The 19,118-nt window shown below is 64.0% G+C and carries 14 protein-coding genes and 1 rRNA gene; 8 read left to right on the forward strand and 7 right to left on the reverse strand.

Features of this window, described 5'->3' with window-relative positions:
* Positions 1-72 precede the first annotated feature (72 nt).
* The 5 genes from JJ959_RS20215 to JJ959_RS20235 are packed head-to-tail and all read right to left on the reverse strand — an operon-like array spanning position 73 to position 6,405.
* Positions 73-858: a carnitinyl-CoA dehydratase gene (locus JJ959_RS20215; protein ID WP_292887965.1), complete on the reverse strand. Its 786-nt coding sequence runs from the start codon at positions 856-858 to the stop codon at positions 73-75.
* Positions 851-2,893 (reverse strand): acetate--CoA ligase family protein, encoded by a 2,043-nt coding sequence (locus tag JJ959_RS20220; protein ID WP_292887968.1) that lies wholly within the window; start codon positions 2,891-2,893, stop codon positions 851-853. The genes JJ959_RS20215 and JJ959_RS20220 overlap by 8 nt, the downstream gene beginning before the upstream one ends.
* 4 nt (positions 2,894-2,897) lie before the next feature.
* A complete protein-coding gene (locus JJ959_RS20225) occupies positions 2,898-4,058 on the reverse strand; it encodes an acyl-CoA dehydrogenase family protein (RefSeq protein WP_292887971.1) in 1,161 nt (386 codons plus the stop codon).
* The gene (locus JJ959_RS20230; RefSeq protein ID WP_292887974.1) at positions 4,058-5,500 is read right to left on the reverse strand and encodes a carnitine 3-dehydrogenase; all 1,443 of its coding nucleotides are present in this window, start codon (positions 5,498-5,500) and stop codon (positions 4,058-4,060) included. Before JJ959_RS20230 ends, JJ959_RS20225 begins: the two co-directional genes overlap by 1 nt.
* Complete coding sequence (locus tag JJ959_RS20235) at positions 5,497-6,405, reverse strand: 3-keto-5-aminohexanoate cleavage protein (protein ID WP_292887977.1); 909 nt, start codon at positions 6,403-6,405, stop codon at positions 5,497-5,499. The genes JJ959_RS20230 and JJ959_RS20235 overlap by 4 nt, the downstream gene beginning before the upstream one ends.
* 84 nt (positions 6,406-6,489) lie before the next feature.
* Here JJ959_RS20235 and JJ959_RS20240 point away from each other — a divergent pair, with 84 nt between their 5' ends.
* The 8 genes from JJ959_RS20240 (at position 6,490) to JJ959_RS20275 (ending at position 17,210) form a co-directional block, all read left to right on the forward strand.
* A complete protein-coding gene (locus JJ959_RS20240) occupies positions 6,490-7,431 on the forward strand; it encodes a helix-turn-helix domain-containing protein (protein WP_292887979.1) in 942 nt (313 codons plus the stop codon).
* 222 nt (positions 7,432-7,653) lie between these two features.
* On the forward strand, positions 7,654-8,754 hold the full coding sequence (locus JJ959_RS20245) for a tricarboxylate transporter (RefSeq protein ID WP_292887982.1): 1,101 nt from the start codon (positions 7,654-7,656) through the stop codon (positions 8,752-8,754).
* Between the two features lie 74 nt (positions 8,755-8,828).
* The gene (locus JJ959_RS20250) at positions 8,829-10,844 is read left to right on the forward strand and encodes a tripartite tricarboxylate transporter permease (RefSeq protein WP_292887985.1); all 2,016 of its coding nucleotides are present in this window, start codon (positions 8,829-8,831) and stop codon (positions 10,842-10,844) included.
* Between the two features lie 51 nt (positions 10,845-10,895).
* Positions 10,896-12,362, forward strand: coding sequence for an FAD-binding protein (locus JJ959_RS20255; RefSeq protein ID WP_292887988.1), 1,467 nt, complete (start codon positions 10,896-10,898; stop codon positions 12,360-12,362).
* A 303-nt stretch (positions 12,363-12,665) separates the two neighbouring features.
* Positions 12,666-13,199, forward strand: coding sequence for a PAS domain-containing protein (locus tag JJ959_RS20260; protein WP_292887991.1), 534 nt, complete (start codon positions 12,666-12,668; stop codon positions 13,197-13,199).
* The gene (locus tag JJ959_RS20265) at positions 13,200-14,351 is read left to right on the forward strand and encodes a methyl-accepting chemotaxis protein (protein WP_292887994.1); all 1,152 of its coding nucleotides are present in this window, start codon (positions 13,200-13,202) and stop codon (positions 14,349-14,351) included.
* Between the two features lie 158 nt (positions 14,352-14,509).
* Positions 14,510-15,142 (forward strand): imidazole glycerol phosphate synthase subunit HisH, encoded by a 633-nt coding sequence (hisH, locus tag JJ959_RS20270; protein ID WP_292887997.1) that lies wholly within the window; start codon positions 14,510-14,512, stop codon positions 15,140-15,142.
* A 13-nt stretch (positions 15,143-15,155) separates the two neighbouring features.
* On the forward strand, positions 15,156-17,210 hold the full coding sequence (locus JJ959_RS20275) for an N-acetyl sugar amidotransferase (RefSeq protein ID WP_292888000.1): 2,055 nt from the start codon (positions 15,156-15,158) through the stop codon (positions 17,208-17,210).
* Positions 17,211-17,277: 67 nt separating this feature from the next.
* Here the strand turns inward: JJ959_RS20275 and JJ959_RS20280 are convergent, their stop codons facing one another.
* Positions 17,278-18,603, reverse strand: a complete 1,326-nt coding sequence (locus tag JJ959_RS20280) for a surface carbohydrate biosynthesis protein (protein ID WP_292888003.1) — start codon at positions 18,601-18,603, stop codon at positions 17,278-17,280.
* A gap of 205 nt (positions 18,604-18,808) precedes the next feature.
* Positions 18,809-18,923 (reverse strand): 5S ribosomal RNA (gene rrf, locus JJ959_RS20285).
* Positions 18,924-19,118 lie beyond the last annotated feature (195 nt).

The raw sequence follows: 19,118 nt of genomic DNA on the forward strand, positions 1-19,118 counted from the left end.
CTCAAAAAACAAATTTTCTACGGTTTTTGTCTACGCGACAGTTGGCGGATCATATCCTTGCCAATTATTCAATCAGCGCCCCTTCCACACCGGATCCCTTCCTTCGGCGAAAGCGGTGTAGCCTTCCCGATTGTCTTCCGACGAATAGAGCCGGTCGACGGTCTCGAACTGGCGCTTGGTGATCCGGTTCATCGCGTCCTGGAAGGTCATGTCCTCGGCCTCGCGGACGATCTCCTTGATGGCGGAAAAGACCAATGGCGGGCCTGAGGCGAGATGCTTGGCGAGCGCACGCGCCTCTTCCATCAGCGATGCGCCCGGATAGACATGGTTCACCAGCCCCCAGCGCGCGGCCTCCTCGACCTCAATCCAGCGCCCGGTGAACAACATTTCCATGGCGATGTGATAGGGAATGCGCTTCGGCAGCTTCACCGTCGCCGCGTCGGCCACGGTACCGGACCGGATCTCCGGCAGCGCGAAGGTCGCGTGATCGGCGGCGAGGATGATGTCGGCGGAGAGAGCGAGCTCCAGCCCGCCGCCGCAGCAGATCCCGTTCACCGCCGCGATCACCGGCTTGTTGAGGCCGCGCAGTTCCTGCAGCCCGCCGAACCCACCGACGCCGTAATCCCCGTCGACCGCGTCGCCGCCGGCCGCCGCCTTCAGGTCCCAGCCGGGGCAGAAAAATTTCGGCCCGGCGCCGGTGACGATGCAGACCCGGAGTTCCGGATCGTCGCGGAAGGCCGCGAAGGTGTCACCCATGATCCGGCTCGTCGCGAGATCGATCGCGTTCGCCTTCGGCCGGTCCAGCGTCACTTCGAGGACATGGCCGTCGCGCTTCGTCTTGATCGGGCCTTCACTCATCTCTCTCTCCCATCCTGATCAGGGCATCCACCGCCACCGCCCCCTCCTTGAGGCAGAGCAGCGGGTTGACCTCGACTTCTTCCACCCGCCCGTGATGCGCGACGACGAAATCCTGCACCGCCAGCACCGCGGCGACAATCGCCGGGCGGTCCGCCGCAGGCGCACCGCGATAGCCGTCCAGCAGCGGCGCCATGCGGAGCCGCGAGAGCGCCGCGTCGATCTCCTCCGCCGTCACGGGCAGCAGCAGCGTAGTGCTGTCGCCAAGGATCTCCGTCTTCGTACCGCCGGCGGCGAGCGTCAGAAGGTAGCCGTGCGCCGGATCGAGCGTGACGCCGACGAGCAGCTCGGCGACGGCACCGCCGATCATCGGCTCGACAAGGAAATTCTCAGTCTCCATCCGAACGGCCGCAGCCAATAGCGCCGCTTCGTCTTCGATCCCGAGCGCCACGGCGCCCGCCTCGCTCTTGTGCGCGAGGCCAAGGCCTTTCAAGACAAGTGGATAGCCGATACGAGTGCCCGCAACCACGAGACCGTCGCGGGATACCTCAAGGGAGCCCGGCACAGGCACGCCTGACGCGGCAAGAACCCGTTTGGCCTCCGCCTCGTTCAGGACCCGTGTTGCCTTCGGTGCTTCGGGAAGCAGGAGAGGTAAACCGGCACCGCTCACCCTGCCGACGAAGGTCGCCGCCTCGACCGCGGCCATCGCATCCTCCATGCCGACCAGCGGCACCACGCCTCGCGCCATGATGGCCCGGGCCGTCTGTTCCGGCAGGTTCTCCGGCAGCGAGGCCAGAATACCCATCGGCTTGCCGGTCGCCTCAGAGGTCGCCGCGACGGCGTCGATCACCTTCTCCCAGTCGGCGATGCTGCCGAGATCCGCACGCGGGAAGTCGAGCACCGCCAGGCCGAAATCCGCGTCGCCGCGCATCATCGCGGAAAAGGTGCGCGCCGTCGCCTCCCGGTCGCCCCAGATATAGGTGTGATAGTCGAGCGGATTGGCGAGCGCGACCTTCGGGCCAAGCTCTTCCCGCAATTCGATCTTCTGTGTGTCCGACAGCGGCGGGAAGCGGAGATCGAAATCCAGCGCAGTATCCGCCATCATCCCCGCCTCGCCGCCCGAGCAGGACATGGAGGCGATCCGGTTCGAGGCGAGCGGTCCCGCGACATGCAGCAGCTTCAGCGTTTCCAGCAGCGCCGAAAGGCTGCGCACCTCGGCGATCCCGAGACGGGCGAGCAGCGCCGAGGCACCGGCGTCCCCTCCCGAGAGCGACGCCGTATGCGAGACGGCCCCCGTCCGCGCCTGCTCGGAGCGCCCGACCTTGAGCGCGACGAGCGGCTTGCCGAGTTCGGCCGCCCTGCCGGCCATTCTGGCGAACGACGCAAGATCGCCGATCCCCTCGATGTAGAAGCCGAGCGCGGTCACGCGTTCGTCCGCGAGCAAGGCTTCCGCGATCTCGGCGAGGCTGGTCTGCGCCTGGTTGCCGACCGTCGCCATATAGGCGATCGGCAACCCGCGACGCTGCATGGTGAGATTGATGGCGATGTTGGAGGACTGGGCGACGATGGCGCCCCCACGCTCTACCCTGGCTCCGCCGTGCAGGTCGGGCCAGAGCGCCACGCCGTCGAGATAGTTGAGGAGGCCGTAGCAGTTCGGCCCCAGCACCGCCATCTCGCCCGCCGCCGCGATCAGCTCCGCCTGCAGGTCGGCGCCGTCCCCGGTCTCCGCCAGCGCCTCGCTGAAACCGCTCGCGAAACAGACCGCCCCGCCGGCACCGCGCGCCGCGAGCGCCCGCACCGCCTCGATGGTGGCGTGGCGATTGATGCCGATGAAGGTGGCGTCCGGCGCGCCCGGCAGATCCTCGATGGAGGCATAGGCAGTATGACCCGCGATCTCAGGCCTGGTGGGATGCACCGGCCAGACCTCGCCCGCGAAGCCGATCTTCGTGCATTCCGCCACCACATTGGCGCACCAGGAGCCACCGCCGATGACCGCGATACTCTTCGGCCGGAACAGGCGTTCGAGCCCGGACCGCATGCGCTCAGGCGCCGAGCGGCCGGAGCAGTTCCCGGCTGATGATGTGACGCTGGATTTCCGACGTGCCGTCCCAGATCCGCTCAACGCGCGCGTCGCGCCAGAAGCGCTCGATCGGGAAATCGTCCATCAGGCCCATGCCGCCATAGATCTGCAGCGTGGCATCGGTGACCCGCGCCAGCATTTCGGAGGCGTAAACCTTTGCGCTGGCGATCTCCCGGTTCGCCGGCAGCCCCTGGTCGAGCCGCCAGGCGGCCGAGAGGGTCAGCCAGTCGGCGGCGTCGATCTCGGTGATCATGTCGGCAAGCTGGAAACTGATGCCCTGGAACTTGCCGATCTGCTGGCCGAACTGCTTGCGCTCGGCGGCATAGGAAAGCCCCATGTCGAAACAGCGCCGGGCCCGCCCGACGGCCATGGTGGCGACGGTGATACGCGTGGCGTAGAGCCATTCGTTCATCACCGCGAAGCCTCCGTCGACCTCGCCCAGCACCTGCGCGTCCGGCAGGCGGCAGTCGTCGAAATCGAGGATCATGTTCTTGTAGCCGCGATGGCTCACGGACCTGTAGCCGTCGCGGATGGTGAAGCCGGGCGTGCCGCGGTCGACCAGGAAGGTTGTGATCTTCTTTTTCGGCCCGCGTTCCGTCTCCTCCTCGCCGGTCGCGACGAAGACGATGACGAAATCCGCATGGTCGGCGCCGGAAATGAAATGCTTGGTGCCGTTCAGCACCCAGTCGCCGCCGTCGCGCTTCGCCGAGCAGGTCATGCCCCGCACGTCGGAGCCTGCGCCAGGCTCTGTCATGGCAAGGGCGTCCATCCGCTCGCCCTTCACCGCCGGGGTCAGGTAGCGCTCGATCTGCTCGCCCTTGCAGGCCATCAGAATGTTCTGCGGCCGGCCGAAGAAATGCGTCAGCGCCATCGAGCCGCGGCCGAGCTCGCGCTCGACCAGAGCGAAATCGAGATGGCTGAGCCCGCCGCCGCCGACCTCTTCCGGAAAGTTGGAGGCGTAGAAGCCGATATCGAGGCATTTCTGCTTGATCGCCTCGGCCAGTTCCGGGCGCACCTCGCCGGTGCGCTCGACCTCGGCCTCGTGCGGATAGATCTCGGTCTCGACGAACTCGCGGACCGTCGAGACGATCATCTCCTGTTCTTCGCTGAGCCCGAAATGCATCAGAGGAGCTCCGACTTGTCTGGCTGCGGGAGTGCCGAATGTGAGACCGCCAGCGCCTCTACCTTCGCCAGCACAGCAGCGTCCGGCACGGAAGAGCGGCGAGTCGTCAGGTCCACATGGATCATCAGCTGCTCGCCGGTCGCCAGTTCCTCGCCTGCCTCGTTCTTCATGCGGTGAAAGACGCGGTACTTCTTGCCCTTGCCTTCCAGCACCTGGCTGTCGACATGGATGCGCTGGCCCGCCAAAGTTTCGTTCAGGTAACGTATGCGGGCATCGACGGTGAAGTAGCTCTTGCCGCTCTCGATATAGGCCTCGTCGGCGCCTACCAGCTTCATCATCGCGTCCGCCGCGTCGGAAAAGACCTGGCCGTAGCGGCTCTCGTTCATGTGGCCGTTATAGTCGGTCCAGTCGACCGGAACGATGCGCTCCACGGTGCGGACGAGGTCGCCCGCCTGCGCCGGTTTCGGCAGGCCGGTCTCGTGTTCGGCGATCAGCTTGCCGGCCGCCGCGCCCTGCTGCTTCAGGGCGCGCATCATGGCGACGAGGTTGTTGTCGCGCAGCCGCTCCAGCTCGCGGATCGAGAGCGCGCCCGACTGGGCGTCGGACTGGTCGGCGATCTTCTTGACGAGATCGTCGGTCAGTTCCGGCACATCCATCAGCTTGGTCCAGGGCCATTGGAGGCACGGACCGAACTGGGCGATGAAGTGCGCCATGCCGGCCTCGCCGCCGGCGATGCGATAGGTCTCGAAGAGGCCCATCTGCGCCCAGCGGAGGCCGAAGCCGTAGCGGATCGCGTTGTCGATCTCCTCGGTCGTCGCGATCCCGTCCTTGACCAGCCAGAGCGCCTCGCGCCAGACGGCTTCCAGAAACCGGTCGGCGATATGGGCATCGATCTCGGCCCGGACACGGAGCGGGAAAAGCCCGACCGAACGCAGCAGCGCCTCGGCCTTCTCGACGATGGCCATGTCACCGGCATCGCCCGGCACCAGCTCGATCAGCGGCAGCAGGTAGACCGGGTTGAAGGGATGGGCGACGAAGATCCGCCCCGGATGCTGCGCCCCCTCGCGCAGCTCCGACGGCTTGAAGCCGGAGGTGGAGGAGCCGATCGGCGTGTCGGGTGCCGCAGCCGCCTCGATCTCGGCGAGCACCCTGTGCTTCAGGTCGAGGCGCTCCGGCACGCTCTCCTGGATATAGTCGGCGCCCGCGACCGCCTCGGCGACGGTCTTCACATGGGTCAGCATGCCTTCCGGCGGCAGTGCCGTCTCGTAGAGCATCGGCAGCGCGTGACGGGCGTTGCCGAGCACTTCCGACATCTTGCGCCCGGCTTCGGGGTCCGGATCGAACAGACGGACGTCCCAGCCGTTCAGCAGGAAGCGCGCCGCCCAGGCGCCGCCGATGACGCCGCCGCCGATAATGGCGGCAGTCTTGGTTGCGGCGCTCATTTCGGCGCACGCTTCACAAGGCCGAGCTTATCGCGAACGGCCTGCGGACCAATCACGGACGCCCCCAGATTCTCGATGATGGTAACCGCCTTCTCGACCAGTTGCGCGTTGGTCGCGAGCTGCCCCTTGGCGAGCCAGAGATTATCCTCCAGCCCGACGCGGACGTTGCCGCCCGCCAGCACCGAGGCCGCGACATAGGGCATCTGGTTGCGGCCGAGCGAGAAGGCCGACCAGGTCCAGTCGTACGGCACGTTGTTCACCATCGCCATGAAGGTATTGAGATCGTCCGGCGCGCCCCAGGGAACCCCCATGCAGAGCTGCACCAGCGCCGGCGAGGTCAGCACGCCGTCCTCGACCAGCTTCTTCGCGAGCCAGAGATGGCCGGTATCGAAGGCCTCGATCTCCGGCTTTACGCCGAGCTCGGTCATCATCGAGCCCATCGCGTCGAGCATGCCCGGCGTGTTGGTCATGACGTAGTCTTTTTCGGCGAAGTTCATGGTGCCGCAATCGAGCGTGCAGATCTCCGGCAGGCACTCGGCGATATGGGCGACCCGCTCTTCGGCGGAGACCATGTCCGTGCCCTCGACCAGCGGCAGCGGCTTCGACGGGTTGCCGAACACCAGATCGCCGCCCATGCCGGAGGTCAGGTTCAGCACCACATCGACCTCGGCGTCGCGGATCCGGTCAGTGACCTCCCGGTAGTAATTCAGATCGCGCGACGGCGCGCCGCTCTCCGGATTGCGCACATGGCAATGGACCACGGCAGCTCCGGCCTTCGCGGCGGCGATGGCGCTCTCGGCGATCTGCTGCGGGCTCCGCGGCACATGCGGGCTGCGGTCCTGCGTGCCGCCGGACCCGGTGACGGCACAGGTCACGAAGACCTCACGATTCATTTCAAGCGGCATTCCAGTCTCCCGAGCGCATGCGATTGATCGCTACAAGCCTAAGATGCGTTGACAGCGCACATCGTGCAGATTTAGCTCCTCTTCATGCCGATTTGGATCAATCCGCAGGACGGCACGCAGGAAGTCGCCGTCCTGCTGTTCGACCGCTTCTCCAACTACTGCCTCGCGAACACGGTCGAGCCGATGCGGGCGGCGAACGACTATCTTGGACGCCCGGCCTATCGCTGGCGCCTGGTCAGTCTCGACGGAACGCCGGTCACCTCCTCGAGCGGGATCCGGCTGCTGCCGGACGGACGGCTCGCGGAGGAGCCCGGCGGTGCCGCGCTGTTCGTTCTGCCGAGCTACGGCTATCGCACGCTGGGCACGCCTGCCTGCCTCGACGCGCTCAGATCCGCCGCACGGCGTTACGAGACCCTGATCGGGCTGGATACTGGGAGCTGGCTGCTGGCCGAGGCTGGCTTGCTCAACGGCTATGCAGCAACCATCCATTTCGACGAATTCGAGCGCTTTTCGGAACGCTTTCCCGAGGTCTCTGCCCGCCGTGAGCGCTGGCTGATCGACCGCAACCGGATGAGCGCCGGCGGGGCGACCACGGCGTTCGAGCTGATGCAGCATCTGATCGCGGCAACCCACGGCAGCGTGGTCTCGCTGGAGATCTCGGGTCTGTTCATGCAGGGGGAGGACAATATCCGCGCCATGGCGGCAGGCGCGGCCGGAGACCGGCGCGTGCAGCGGGCTCTCACGCTCATGCGGGGCAACATCGAAGCACCCCTCACGATCGCCGAGATCGCCCGCGCCGCCGGCTGCCGACAGCGCGATCTCGAGACGCGGTTCCAGCGCGCGTTCGGCGCCGTGCCGCGGACAGTCTACCGGCAACTCCGCATGGCGGAAGGCCTGCGTCTGGTGCGGGAAGGCGATCTGTCCGTGGCGGAAATCGCGCTGCGCTGCGGCTACAGCGACCCGAGTGCCTTCACCAGATCCTTTCGCCGGACCTATGGCACGCCGCCACGCGGTGCGACCGGTTAGCGAAAATCGGCTTCGCCCGGCACCCCGGAAAACCACCGTTCAATGCATAAAACTTATGCGCCTGCATGGGCATTGAATTTGAAGACTGACCTGCATCAAGGAAAACTCCCCTCAAGTACGTCGCACACTGACCGTCAGGGGCCGAATCTGCCGAAGAAGCAGGGAGCAGCGACGGTTTCTCACTTCAAAAATTCTATACAGGACGACAGGGAGGTTCTGACCATGAGACTGATTTCACGCGTGCGCAGCCTTGCGGCAGGCGCGGCGGCCATCGGCATTTGCGCTTTCGGCGCTGCGAGCCCGGCGACCGCCGAGCTCGATTTCACCGGCAAGACTGTCGATTTCGTCATTCCATTCGCCGAGTCCGGCGGCTCCGCGAAATGGGCCAACTTCTATGCGCCGCTTCTGAGCGAAGCGCTTCCGGGCAAGCCGACCGTTGCGGTGAAATACATGCCCGGCGCCGGCTCGACCAAGGGCGCGAACTGGTTCCAGAAGCAGAAATACGAGGACGGCCTGCTGATCTTCGGCTCCTCCGGCTCGACGCAGTTCCCCTACATGCTCGACGACCCGCGGGTGCGCTACGAGTACAACGACTGGAACGTCGTGCTCGCCTCGGGTGTCGGCGGCGTCGTCTATCTGCCGCCGGAGATTGCCAAAAAGTTCGACGGCGACGCGGACGATCTCGGCGACATCAATTTCATCTGGGGCTCCCAAGGCGCAACCCGGCTCGATCTGGTGCCGCTGCTCGCCTGGGAAATGCTCGGTATGAAGGTCGAGCCGGTGTTTGGCATCAAGGGCCGCGGCGACGGCCGCCTGATGTTCGAGCGCGGCGAGGCCAATATCGACTACCAGACCTCGCCGGCGTACCTGAAGGCAGTGGTGCCGCTGGTCGAAGGCGGGAAGGCCGTGCCGATGATGAGCTGGGGTGTGCTCGACGCCAATGGCGACATCGTGCGCGACCCGACCTTCCCGGACATGCCGACCTTCAAGGAAGTCTGCGAGGCGACCGCCGCCTGCCAGACCTCGGGAGACGCCTGGGATGCCTGGAAGGCCTTCTACATCGCCGGTTTCCCGGCGCAGAAGATGGTGTTCCTGCCGCAGGGTGCGCCGCAGGAGGCCATGGACACCTATCAGAAGGCGTTCGAGGCGATCCTTGCCCGTCCGGACTTCAAGGAGCTGGCCGCCGCCGAGCTCGGGATCTATCCGCAGCTCACCGGCAAACAGGCCGTGGCGACCCTGAAGCTCGGAACCCAGGTGCCGGCGAAGGCCAAGAGCTTCGTGAAGAACTGGCTGACCGAACGCTACGGCGTCAAACTCCAGTAACCGCTGTTCGGATACGCCCCCGGGCCTGCTAGGCTCGGAGGCGTCGTCCATTTCAAAACCTCACGGACCGACCGATGGACCTGATTGCGACGGCACTGCCCGCCCTGGGCGAGGCCTTTTCCCTGATTCTGCATCCCGAGCAGCTCGGCTACCTCTTCCTCGGGGTGATCCTCGGTCTGTCCGTCGGCGTGTTCCCGGGCCTTGGCGGCATCGCCGGCCTGTCCATGGTCCTCCCCTTCCTCTTCGGGATGGATCCGGTCTCCGGCCTCGCCCTGATGGTCGGCCTGATCGCTGTCATTCCGACCTCGGACACCTTCGCCAGCGTGCTGATGGGCATTCCGGGATCCTCGGCGAGTCAAGCGACTGTCCTCGATGGTTTCCCTCTCGCCAAGAAAGGCGAGGCCGCGCGGGCGCTTTCGGCGGCCTTCGCCTCCTCGCTGTTCGGCGGATTGCTCGGCGCAGCCGTGCTCACCGTCTTCATCCTGATCGCCCGCCCGATCGTGCTCGCCTTCGGGCTGCCGGAAATGCTGATGATCACGGTGCTCGGGCTGTCCGTCGTGGCGATCCTCGCCGGCCGGGTGCCGCTCAAGGGCGTCGCCGCAGCCGGGCTCGGCCTCATGGTCGGCACCATTGGCGAGGCCGGCGCGGGCGGCAGCCTGCGCATGTCGACCTACGACGTGCCCTATCTGATCGACGGGCTCAGCCTGGTGATCGTCGGTCTCGGCATCTTCGCCATCCCGGAGATCGTCGGCCTGCTCCGGCACGACCGCCCGATCTCCTCCGACGGCGGCCTCGGCGCCGGCTGGGCCACGGGCGTGCGCGACTGGTGGCGGAACAAGTGGCTTTCCGTCCGCTGCTCGGTCATCGGCGTGATCGTCGGCGTGATCCCGGGACTCGGCGGCGCGGTTGTCGACTGGATCGCCTACGGGCACACGGTGCAGTCCACGAAGGACAAATCCGGCTTCGGGCGCGGCGACATCCGCGGCGTGATCGGCCCCGAATCCTCGAACAACGCCAAGGAGGGCGGCGGCCTCGTCCCCACCCTGATCTTCGGCATTCCGGGCAGCGGCTCGATGGCGGTCTTTCTCGGCGGCCTCGGCCTGCTCGGCTACGATGCCGGTCCGCAGCTGATCCAGTACGATCTCGACATCACCTATACGATCATGTGGTCGCTCGCGATCGCCAATGTCGTCGGCGCCGGGCTCTGCATCATGCTCTCCGGGCCGATCGCGCGGCTGACGACGATCCGTTTCACGCTGCTCGCCCCGTTCCTCTTCATGATGATCGCCTTCGCCGCCTTCCAGTCGCGGCAGGATCTCGGCGACCTTGTCTCGCTCTTCGCGGTCGGCCTGCTCGGCATCTTCCTGCGCCGTTTCGAATGGTCCCGTCCGGCCTTCCTGATCGGCTTCGTGCTCTCGCGCCAGACCGAGAATTTCACCAACATGGCGCACCAGGTCGCCGGCGCGAAGTTCCAGCTCGGGCTGGAGACGGGCTTCAGCTACATCGCCTCGCCGATCGTGCTGGTCATTCTCGCGTTGACCGTCGTCTCCGTGATCGTCGGGCTCCGCCAGGCGAAACAGTTCCTCCCCGAAGGCGAGGTCGGCACGGGAACCAAGCGGGCGCCCCTCGTCTTCCTGCTCGCGGTCACCGCCTATCTCGCCGTCGCCTGGGTGGACGCGCTGCGGATCGATCTCGTCAGCGACAAGATCTTCCCGTTGACGATTTCATCGGTCACCCTGGCTTGCTGCCTCCTTCTGCTGATCCAGATGATGCGCGCGCCGGAGGGCCACGGCCTGTTCGCCGACAAGGAGCAATCCGGAGAGGATGCGCATGCCCCACACGGGCTCTGGAGCACGCTTGCCTGGTTCGGCGCCCTGCTCCTGCTCTCGTCGCTGCTCGGCTTCATCCTGGCGCTCGGCATCTTCATGCTGGCCTTCTTCGCCGTGCGCGCCCGCCTGCGCTGGTACATGATCCTCCTCTATACCGGTGCCGGCATCGGACTTCTCTGCGTCATGGCGCACGCCCTCAACCGGGATTTCCCGCCCGGCCTGCTGCAGGAGTTCGTGCGGCTTCCCTGGCCGCTCGGCTGACGCCATCCTTTGGACACCAGACAAAAAGAAAACATCGGAAGGAAACCCGGCATGATCCCTCAGAAGTGGGACGAGGAAACGGACGTCGTCGTCATCGGTTTCGGCGGCGCGGGCGTCGCGACGGCGGTGACGGCCTACGATCTCGGCGCCAAGGTCACGATCCTCGAGAAGGCGCCCAAGGGCCGGCATGGCGGCAACACCCGCGTTGCCGCCCAGGGATATCTGAACTCCTCCTCTGCCGAAGAAGCCGCGACCTATCTCCGCGCGCTCTGCGGCCCCTATCCGGTGCCGGAAGAGATGATCACGACCTGGGCGCACGAGATGTGCCTCAACAACGAGTGGCTCGCCTCCCTCGGCGGCGACCCGCAGGAACACCAGCATCCGCCGGCAGGCATCGAGTTTCCGGAGCTTCCCGGCGCCTTCAGCTCTCATAAGTTCCACGACGGGCCGAAGCTCGGCTACGGCCTCACCTGGGACCGCTTCGAGAGCTTCGTCCTCGAGCGCGACATCGCCGTGCATTACGAGAGCCCGGCCCGCGAGCTGATCCAGCATCCGGAGACGAAGGAAATCCTCGGCGTCCGCGCGGAGAAGGACGGCCGCTTCTTCCTGCTGAAGGCCCGGCGCGGCGTCGTGCTGACCTGCGGCGGCTTCGAGAACAATCAGGCGCTGATCCGGACCTACCTGACCGGCGTTCCCTACTGCTATCCCTCCGGCTCACCCTATAACGAGGGCGACGGCATCCCGATGGCGCAGGCGGTCGGCGCGGACCTCTGGCACATGAACAATTTCGCCGGTCCCTCGATGGCGCTGAAGGTCCCGGAATTCCCGGCGACCCTCTCCATGCAGCCGCTGCATTTCTCCAAGGAATTTCCCGGCGGCATGATCGTCGTCGGACCCGACGGACGGCGCTTCGGCGACGAGAAATTCAAGACCCGCCACGGCAAGGTTCCGGCGAACGGGACCTGGCGGGCGCTGCAGGTGCCCTGCCCGATGTACATGATCTTCGACCACCCGCTGATGCAGGCCGGACCGCTCTACAACAAGGAGCCGAACCGGGGCTGGACGGCGATGATGGACCGCTACGACTGGAGCGACGACAACAGTGCCGAACTCGCCCGGGGCTGGATCAAGCGCGCCGACACGCTGGAGGATCTCGCTGCAATCATCGGCGTCGATCCCGCGGCGCTCCGGGAAACGGTCGACCGCTGGAATGAGCAAGTCGGCAAAGGTGCCGACAGCGACCACGGCCGCAAGCTGATGCTGAACCGCCTCTCGGAGGCGCCGTTCTACGCGGTCGAACTCTCGCCCTCGATGATCAATACCCAGGGCGGTCCCCGGCGCAACGAGCGCGCCGAGGTCCTGCGTCCTGATGGCAGACCTATTCCCCGCCTCTACAGCGCCGGCGAACTCGGCTCGATCTACAGCTACCTCTACCAAGGTACAGGAAACATCGGCGAATGCCTCGGCTTCGGCCGGATTGCCGGACGCAATGTCGCCGCCGAGGAGGAATGGACCTGAACACCGGAGGCTTCGCCTTAAACGAGGCGAAGCCCTTTTCTTTCATACGGATGGGTTGTCACTCAATATCCGGGACCGGGCGGTCTCCGGATTGAAATTACCTATGGATTCGCGCTATTTAAGGAGAAATCAATACTGGCCAATGTTGCCGGAACATTCTCGAGAAAGTGGGAAAAAATTAAATCAATTCCCATTAACTATCTGATTTTTATTAATTATCTAGGTTAAGAATTCGCGACACCGCGGTTGAAGCCGCGGCGATGTTCCGGCTACATCTACACCTCCGACCGCGATAGGTGAGACATGCGGAAAAAAGACCTTTCTCTTACCGGCAATGAGCGCACGCTCGATCCAGACGACCTGATCGTCACCAAGACAGACCTTTCCGGCAAGATCCGCTATGGCAACCGGACCTTCTACAAATTCGCGGGCTACGGGCCGTCTGAATGCATAGGGGTGCAGCACAATATCATCCGCCATCCGGAGATGCCGCGCACGGTGTTCAAGCTGCTCTGGGATACCCTCAAGGCCGGCAACGAGATCTTTGCCTACGTCAATAACCGGTCCAGGAACGGCGACCATTACTGGGTTCTCGCCCATGTCACGCCAAGCTGGAGCGAGACGGGTGAGATCATCGGCTACCACAGCAACCGCCGTGCCCCGAACCGCGCCGTGATCCGCGAGCACATCGATCCCCTATACGCTACCTTGATGAAGATCGAGAGCAGTAGCGCCAGTCCGAAAGACGCGCTCGCTGCCGGAGAAAAGCACGTCCACGATCTGCTTGCGTCAAAGGGCATGTCTTTTAACGAACTGATGTTTGCACTGGGGGTATAGATGTTCGGATCATCCAGAACGCGTGACGTCAAAGCCGCAATCCCAGTCCTGCAAGAAATGGCGCGCGGCAATTTCAACCTCCGCATCACCCAGATTTCCGGCTCATCGGAAACGGCTGAGCTGCTGCATCTGGTCAACGACCTCGTCGACCGCTGCGATGCCTATGTCCGTGAGTCTGCTGCCTGCATGACTCACGTCAGCGAGAACAAGTATTTTCGGAAGATCATCGAGACGGGCATGCACGGGGATTTCCTCTCGGCTTCCCGCAAGGTCAACCATGCGCTCGATACGATAGATACGCGTGTGCATGAATTTTCCGGGGCAACGCATGCCTTTGAGACCACGGTTCAGGAGATCGTGAAGACGGTGGCGGCTGCGTCGGAGCAACTCATGGCCACCTCCGGTTCCATGAGGTCGATCGCTTCCGACACCAGTGAGCGGGCGACTTCTGTCGCGGCCGCGGCAGAGGAAGCGTCCGTGAACGTGCAGTCGGTCGCTTCGGCTTCGGAACAGCTGTCGGCCTCGATCACGGAAATCAGCGAGCAGGTCTCGAACGCCTCTTCGCTCGCCAACGAGGCTGCCGCGCTGACGGATCAGGTCTCCGAGCGGGTCGACAGCCTGGAGCAGGCGACCGGCAACATCGTCGGGGCCCTGAAGATCATCAGCGAGATCGCAGAACAGACCAACCTCCTCGCGCTCAACGCCACCATCGAGGCGGCCCGGGCCGGAGAAGCCGGCAAAGGCTTTGCCGTCGTTGCGAACGAGGTCAAGGCCCTCGCAAACCAGACCTCCGGCGCGACCGAGGAGATCAACAGTTTCGTGCGCAATATCGAAGAGGCGAGCCGGCACACAATCGACGGTATCCGCGCCATCTCCAATCAGGTGAACAGCATCAACGAGGCCAATGCCGCAGTTTCCGCGGCGGTCGAGGAACAGTCTGCTGCCACCCGTGAGATCGCAAGCAACATCGAGCAGGCGTCGGCCGGCACCTCGGAGGTCACGGAGAACATTACCGCCGTGACCGTATCGGCCGAGGAAACGAGCCAGACCGCGAATGAGGTGAACGGCGCCGCCAACGAACTGTCCAGCAGAGCGGAATCCCTCCGCTCCGTCGTCGGCGACTTCCTCACCCGGGTCCGGAAAGTGGTCTGATCCCATTTTTGGCGGCATGAGCCGGCGGATACGCCTGGAGAACCGGCCGAAATTGGCTCTGGTGTTGCCATCGGGCATGCGCTAGACCGGAAACTAGCTTGGTGTGCGAAGCGGGCTTCGCGCTCTCTGCCCCGTCATCGCCCGACTCCGGTTGCCTGATGCTCCACGTCATCGATCTCGAAAATTGCAATCTGGGCTCCGTGCTGCGCGCTTTCGACCGCATTGGCATTTCGACCACACCCGTCAGGGAGCCGGCCCAACTGGCCGACGCCAAGGCGATCGTTCTGCCCGGCGTCGGTGCCTTCGCCGCCAGCATGGGCAAACTGGACGAGCGCGGCTTTTCTCCAGTGCTCCGCGATCTGGTGCAACGAGACGGCGTCCCGCTGCTAGGGATCTGTCTCGGGATGCAGCTGCTCGGCGATGCCAGCGAGGAGCACGGCATCCATGCCGGTCTCGGACTGGTTCCGGGAACGGTAAAACGGCTGCGCCCCGTCAGCCGGGCCGACAAGGTACCGCATGTCGGTTGGGCGGACGCGGTGCCGGCCAAGGAGAGCTACCTCTTCCCGGAGCAGACCGTCTCGAGCTTCTATTTTGACCACAGCTACCATTTCGACTGCGACGATTCCCCGGACATCGCGGCCCGGACGCGCTTTGGTGACGAAGAAATCACAGTCGCGATCCAGCGCGGCCATGTCGCAGGGGTGCAGTTCCATCCGGAGAAGAGCCAGGATGCCGGACTGGATCTTCTTTCGGCCCATCTCCACTGGCTGCGCGGCAAGGGCCGTCTTTAGGACATCGGAGAGTATGGTCTATCCGCGACTGATCCCCTGCGTGCTGCTCAAGAACGGTCTTATCGTCCGCAGCGAACGCTTCGAGACCCATCAGGTGATCGGCAATCCGATCCAGACCATTTCGCGCCTCTCCAGCTGGAATGTCGACGAGCTCTTCCTGATCGATATCAGCACCGAGGACTATCACGACCTCCGGCGCGACGACCTGCATGTCCGCTACCAAGGATCGTCAGCGCTCGACGTGCTGCAGGAAATCGCAAAGATCTGCTTCATGCCGCTCAGTTTCGGGGGCAGGGTCCGCAGTCTGGAGGACATCTCCCGGATTCTTAAGGCCGGCGCGGACAAGGTTTCTCTCAACAGTGCCGCCCTTGCCTCACCCGATCTGGTTTCCGAAGCCGCGCGCGAATTCGGCAATCAGGCGACCGTCGTCACCATCGACACGAAACGTCTGGAGGACGGCCGCTACGAGGTCTTCGCCGATGCGGGCCGCACCGCGACGGGCCGGGATCCGGTTGACTGGGCGCGCGAGGCGGCGGGCCTCGGGGCCGGCGAGATCGTCATCCAGGCGATCCATCGCGACGGCAGTGCCGAAGGCTACGACATCGAACTGGTCTCCAGGATCGTCAATGCGGTCGACGTGCCCGTCATCGCGCTCGGCGGCGCCGGCCGCTACCAGGACTTTCCGCTCGCCTTCGAAGCGGGCGTCAGCGGAGCCGCGGCCGCGAACATCTTCAATTTCTTCGAGCTCAGCTACGGCATGGCGAAGAAGCACTGTACGGAGGCGGGGATCCGGTTGCGCGAGAGCAGGCTCGAAAGCGTCTGGTCCCCACGCGAGCCGAAATACGCGCGGGGCGACGCGATTGCCCGCATCGAGGCCCGGCTCGAAGCCGCACGAACGGGAGATTTTCCGGCGGCACGCCAGAACCGCCCGACCCGGACCGTTTCCTGGTGCACCAAATGCGTCTATTCCTCGCTCAGCGCTACCCCAATGGCGTTCGACGAGAACGGCGTCTGCATGGGCTGCAAGACCGCAGCGGCACGGAGTGATATTCCAGCCGAGGAATGGACCCGGCGCGAGGCGCTGCTGAAGGATCTCCTGGAGCGCTACAAGAGCCGCGACGGCATGCGTCCGGACTGCGTGATCGCGGTCAGCGGCGGCAAGGACAGCTGGTTCCAGACCCACTACATCAAGAATGTGCTCGGCTACAATCCGCTGCTCATTACCTATAACGGCAACAACTATACCGATGTCGGCTGGCGCAACCTGTTGCGCATGAAGGAAGTCTTCGACGTCGATCACATCATTTACTCGCCCCGGGTCGATGTGCTCAAGAAACTGAACCGGCTCGCCTTCAAGATCATGGGCGACATGAACTGGCATGCCCATGTCGGCATCAATACGGTGCCGGTCCGCCTCGCGGTACAACTCGGCATCCCGCTGGTGATCTGGGGCGAGCATGGCTACATGGACCTCTGCGGCCAGTTCGCCATGACCGATTTCCCGGAAATGAGTTACCGCTACAGGCTGGAGCATTTCGGCCGCGGTTATGACTGGAACTATTTCCTCGGTCTCGAAGGGCTTGAGACGAAGGACCTGATCGCCTGGCAATATCCGCGGGATCAGGAGATGTTCGATCTCGACCTGCGCGGCATCTATCTCGGCAATTATGTCGACTGGGACGCGAACCAGCACACTCAGCAGATGGTGGAAGATTACGGTTTCGAGGTCAGTCGGGAGCCCTTCGACCGCACCTATCGGCGCATGTCGAACCTTGACGACATGCACGAGAACGGCGTCCACGACTATCTGAAGTACGTCAAGTTCGGCTACGGACGCTGCACCGACCATTGCTGCAAGGACATCCGCTCGGGCAAGCTCAGCCGGGGACAGGCAATCGAACTCGTCAACCACTATGATCCCGTGCGCCCGCGCGACCTCTATCGCTGGCTGGATTATGCGGGAATGAGCGAAGAGGAATTCGACCGCATCGCCGACACTTTCCGCGACCCGAGGGTCTGGTGGAAGGACGCGGACGGAAACTGGCAGCGCACCCGGCTGGAGCCCTGACCCAACCGGTAAGATACGCCAGTCTCCAGCTTAGATTTCACGAAGCGTCCCCCCCCCCGTGTGCGCCTCATTCACCGCGCGTGAGAGCGAAGAGACCGTCTCCCAAGACCCTGACCTTCACCGGAAATCCGCCGCCAAGGGCGCGGGCAATCATCACGTACGCGTCGCGGAACTGGGCCAGGGAGACGGCGAACTTCACTCTGGCCTGCGGGTGGAGGCCCTTGACCTCAAGCTTTTCTTGCGGGAGCTCCGCTTCGGAATAGGCCCGCGCCCCCGCATCGAATTTCTCCCGGATCGACCGCCACTGCCGATCCGAAACAAGCTCCGTCTCGGACTCGCGGATAAAGTTCGTGAGCGGTTCCGCATCGTCGGCCGGCAGAACATCTGCGAGTTGCTCTCCGGCAAGGACACGGCGCGCAGCATCAATCACCCCGGCCACGCTCCCGATCCTCGGCAGCACGCGGTTGGCGACGAAACAGGAGAGCATGCCGTTGTCGAACGGCGTAAAGGACGCCACGGGAACCCCCATGACCTTCGCTTCAAGCCCCGTCGTGCAGGAGTTCTGTATGACCAGGCGGGAGGCGAGAAGCCAGTCGACGATCGGCCCCTCGCGGACGACCGAAAGCCGACCGCCCCAATCCCGTTCCGCCTCGAGTTCCTGCCAGGTTTCGATCCGCTCGGAGGTATGCGGACGCAGCACGACCGGGATTTCCCGAGCCAGCCCGCGGACCAGCTCCTTGACCCCCTCCATCGTCCGGCTCTCGAACTCGAGTGCCCTCTCCCAAAGCGCGATCTCGTCGGGATTGCTGATATCCACGATCCCCATGCCGACGAGAAGCTTGTCGTAGAACTCCTTCGGCGATCCGACGAACGTGTTGGCGTAGCCGAAATTGGTATTGAGGAGTACGAAATCGCCGTATCTGCCGCGCAGTTCCGCGGCTTTCTGGCGGCGTTGATGGAGGAAGTTTCGCTTCAGAAGATCGAACCGGCCGACCCCGAGGATCTCCAGCTTTCCCTCGATCGCCGGGTTGGCACGGGTGACGATATCCGCATCGAAAGGACCGTGTGCAAAATAGAGATCCGTCAGTTTCGCAAAATCCCCCGCCATCAGATTCTGGATCAGCAACGGCTCGGCAAGCGGGACATTCTCCTCCTCGATGGCCGCCACGCCGAAGCCGGCTTCCTTCAGCGGCTTGATCTTGTTGCGCTGGATCGCGTTGGTGCCTTTTGCGAAATAGACGCCGGCGGGAAACCTGCCCATGTGGGTGGTCAGAAGAAGCTGATTGCCGATGATGACTTGCCATCCGTCTTCGATCGCGCGGTGGGCAAGAATGAGCCGGGCCTCCAGTTCCCTCGCGCTCTCCTCGATCGGCAGATAGAGAACTTTATACATCAAGCAAGCTTTCTGACTTCAATCTGTCCCTGACCCATGGCCCCCGTAGATGGCACAGTTGGGTGCGGCAGACAAATCGATTTCCCGCCCGGAAACGGGTGCCGCAACCTTGACCCGGAAAAACGAAAAAGCCCGCGAAACAAGCGTTTCACGGGCTCGCATGATTGTGAGAGGTTAAGTATTGGTTTTATCTTGTCTTTTGATGACCTGGCGGCGCCCTACTCTCCCACGCCTTAAGACGCAGTACCATTGGCGCAGAGGGTTTTCACGGCCGAGTTCGGAATGGGATCGGGTGCGGGCCCCTCGCCATGACCACCAGGTCATCAAGAGACAAGTTTTTCGGTTTTGCGGAGCAAAACCTGGGTCCTTGGGGTCAATCGTCGGCGCGTCTCTTTGCAGAGCCGGCCTCCGACGTCCCAAGGACGTTTTGATGAACGGTGTTCGTGTTGTTTTGAGTTGGATGTTTGCGTTCGGGGGAGGGGTAGTGCCTCCTGGTCCGATATTTGGTTCTGTAT

The sequence above is a fragment of the Nisaea sp. genome, assembly GCF_017640745.1.
Classification (GTDB): Bacteria; Pseudomonadota; Alphaproteobacteria; order Thalassobaculales; family Thalassobaculaceae; genus Nisaea.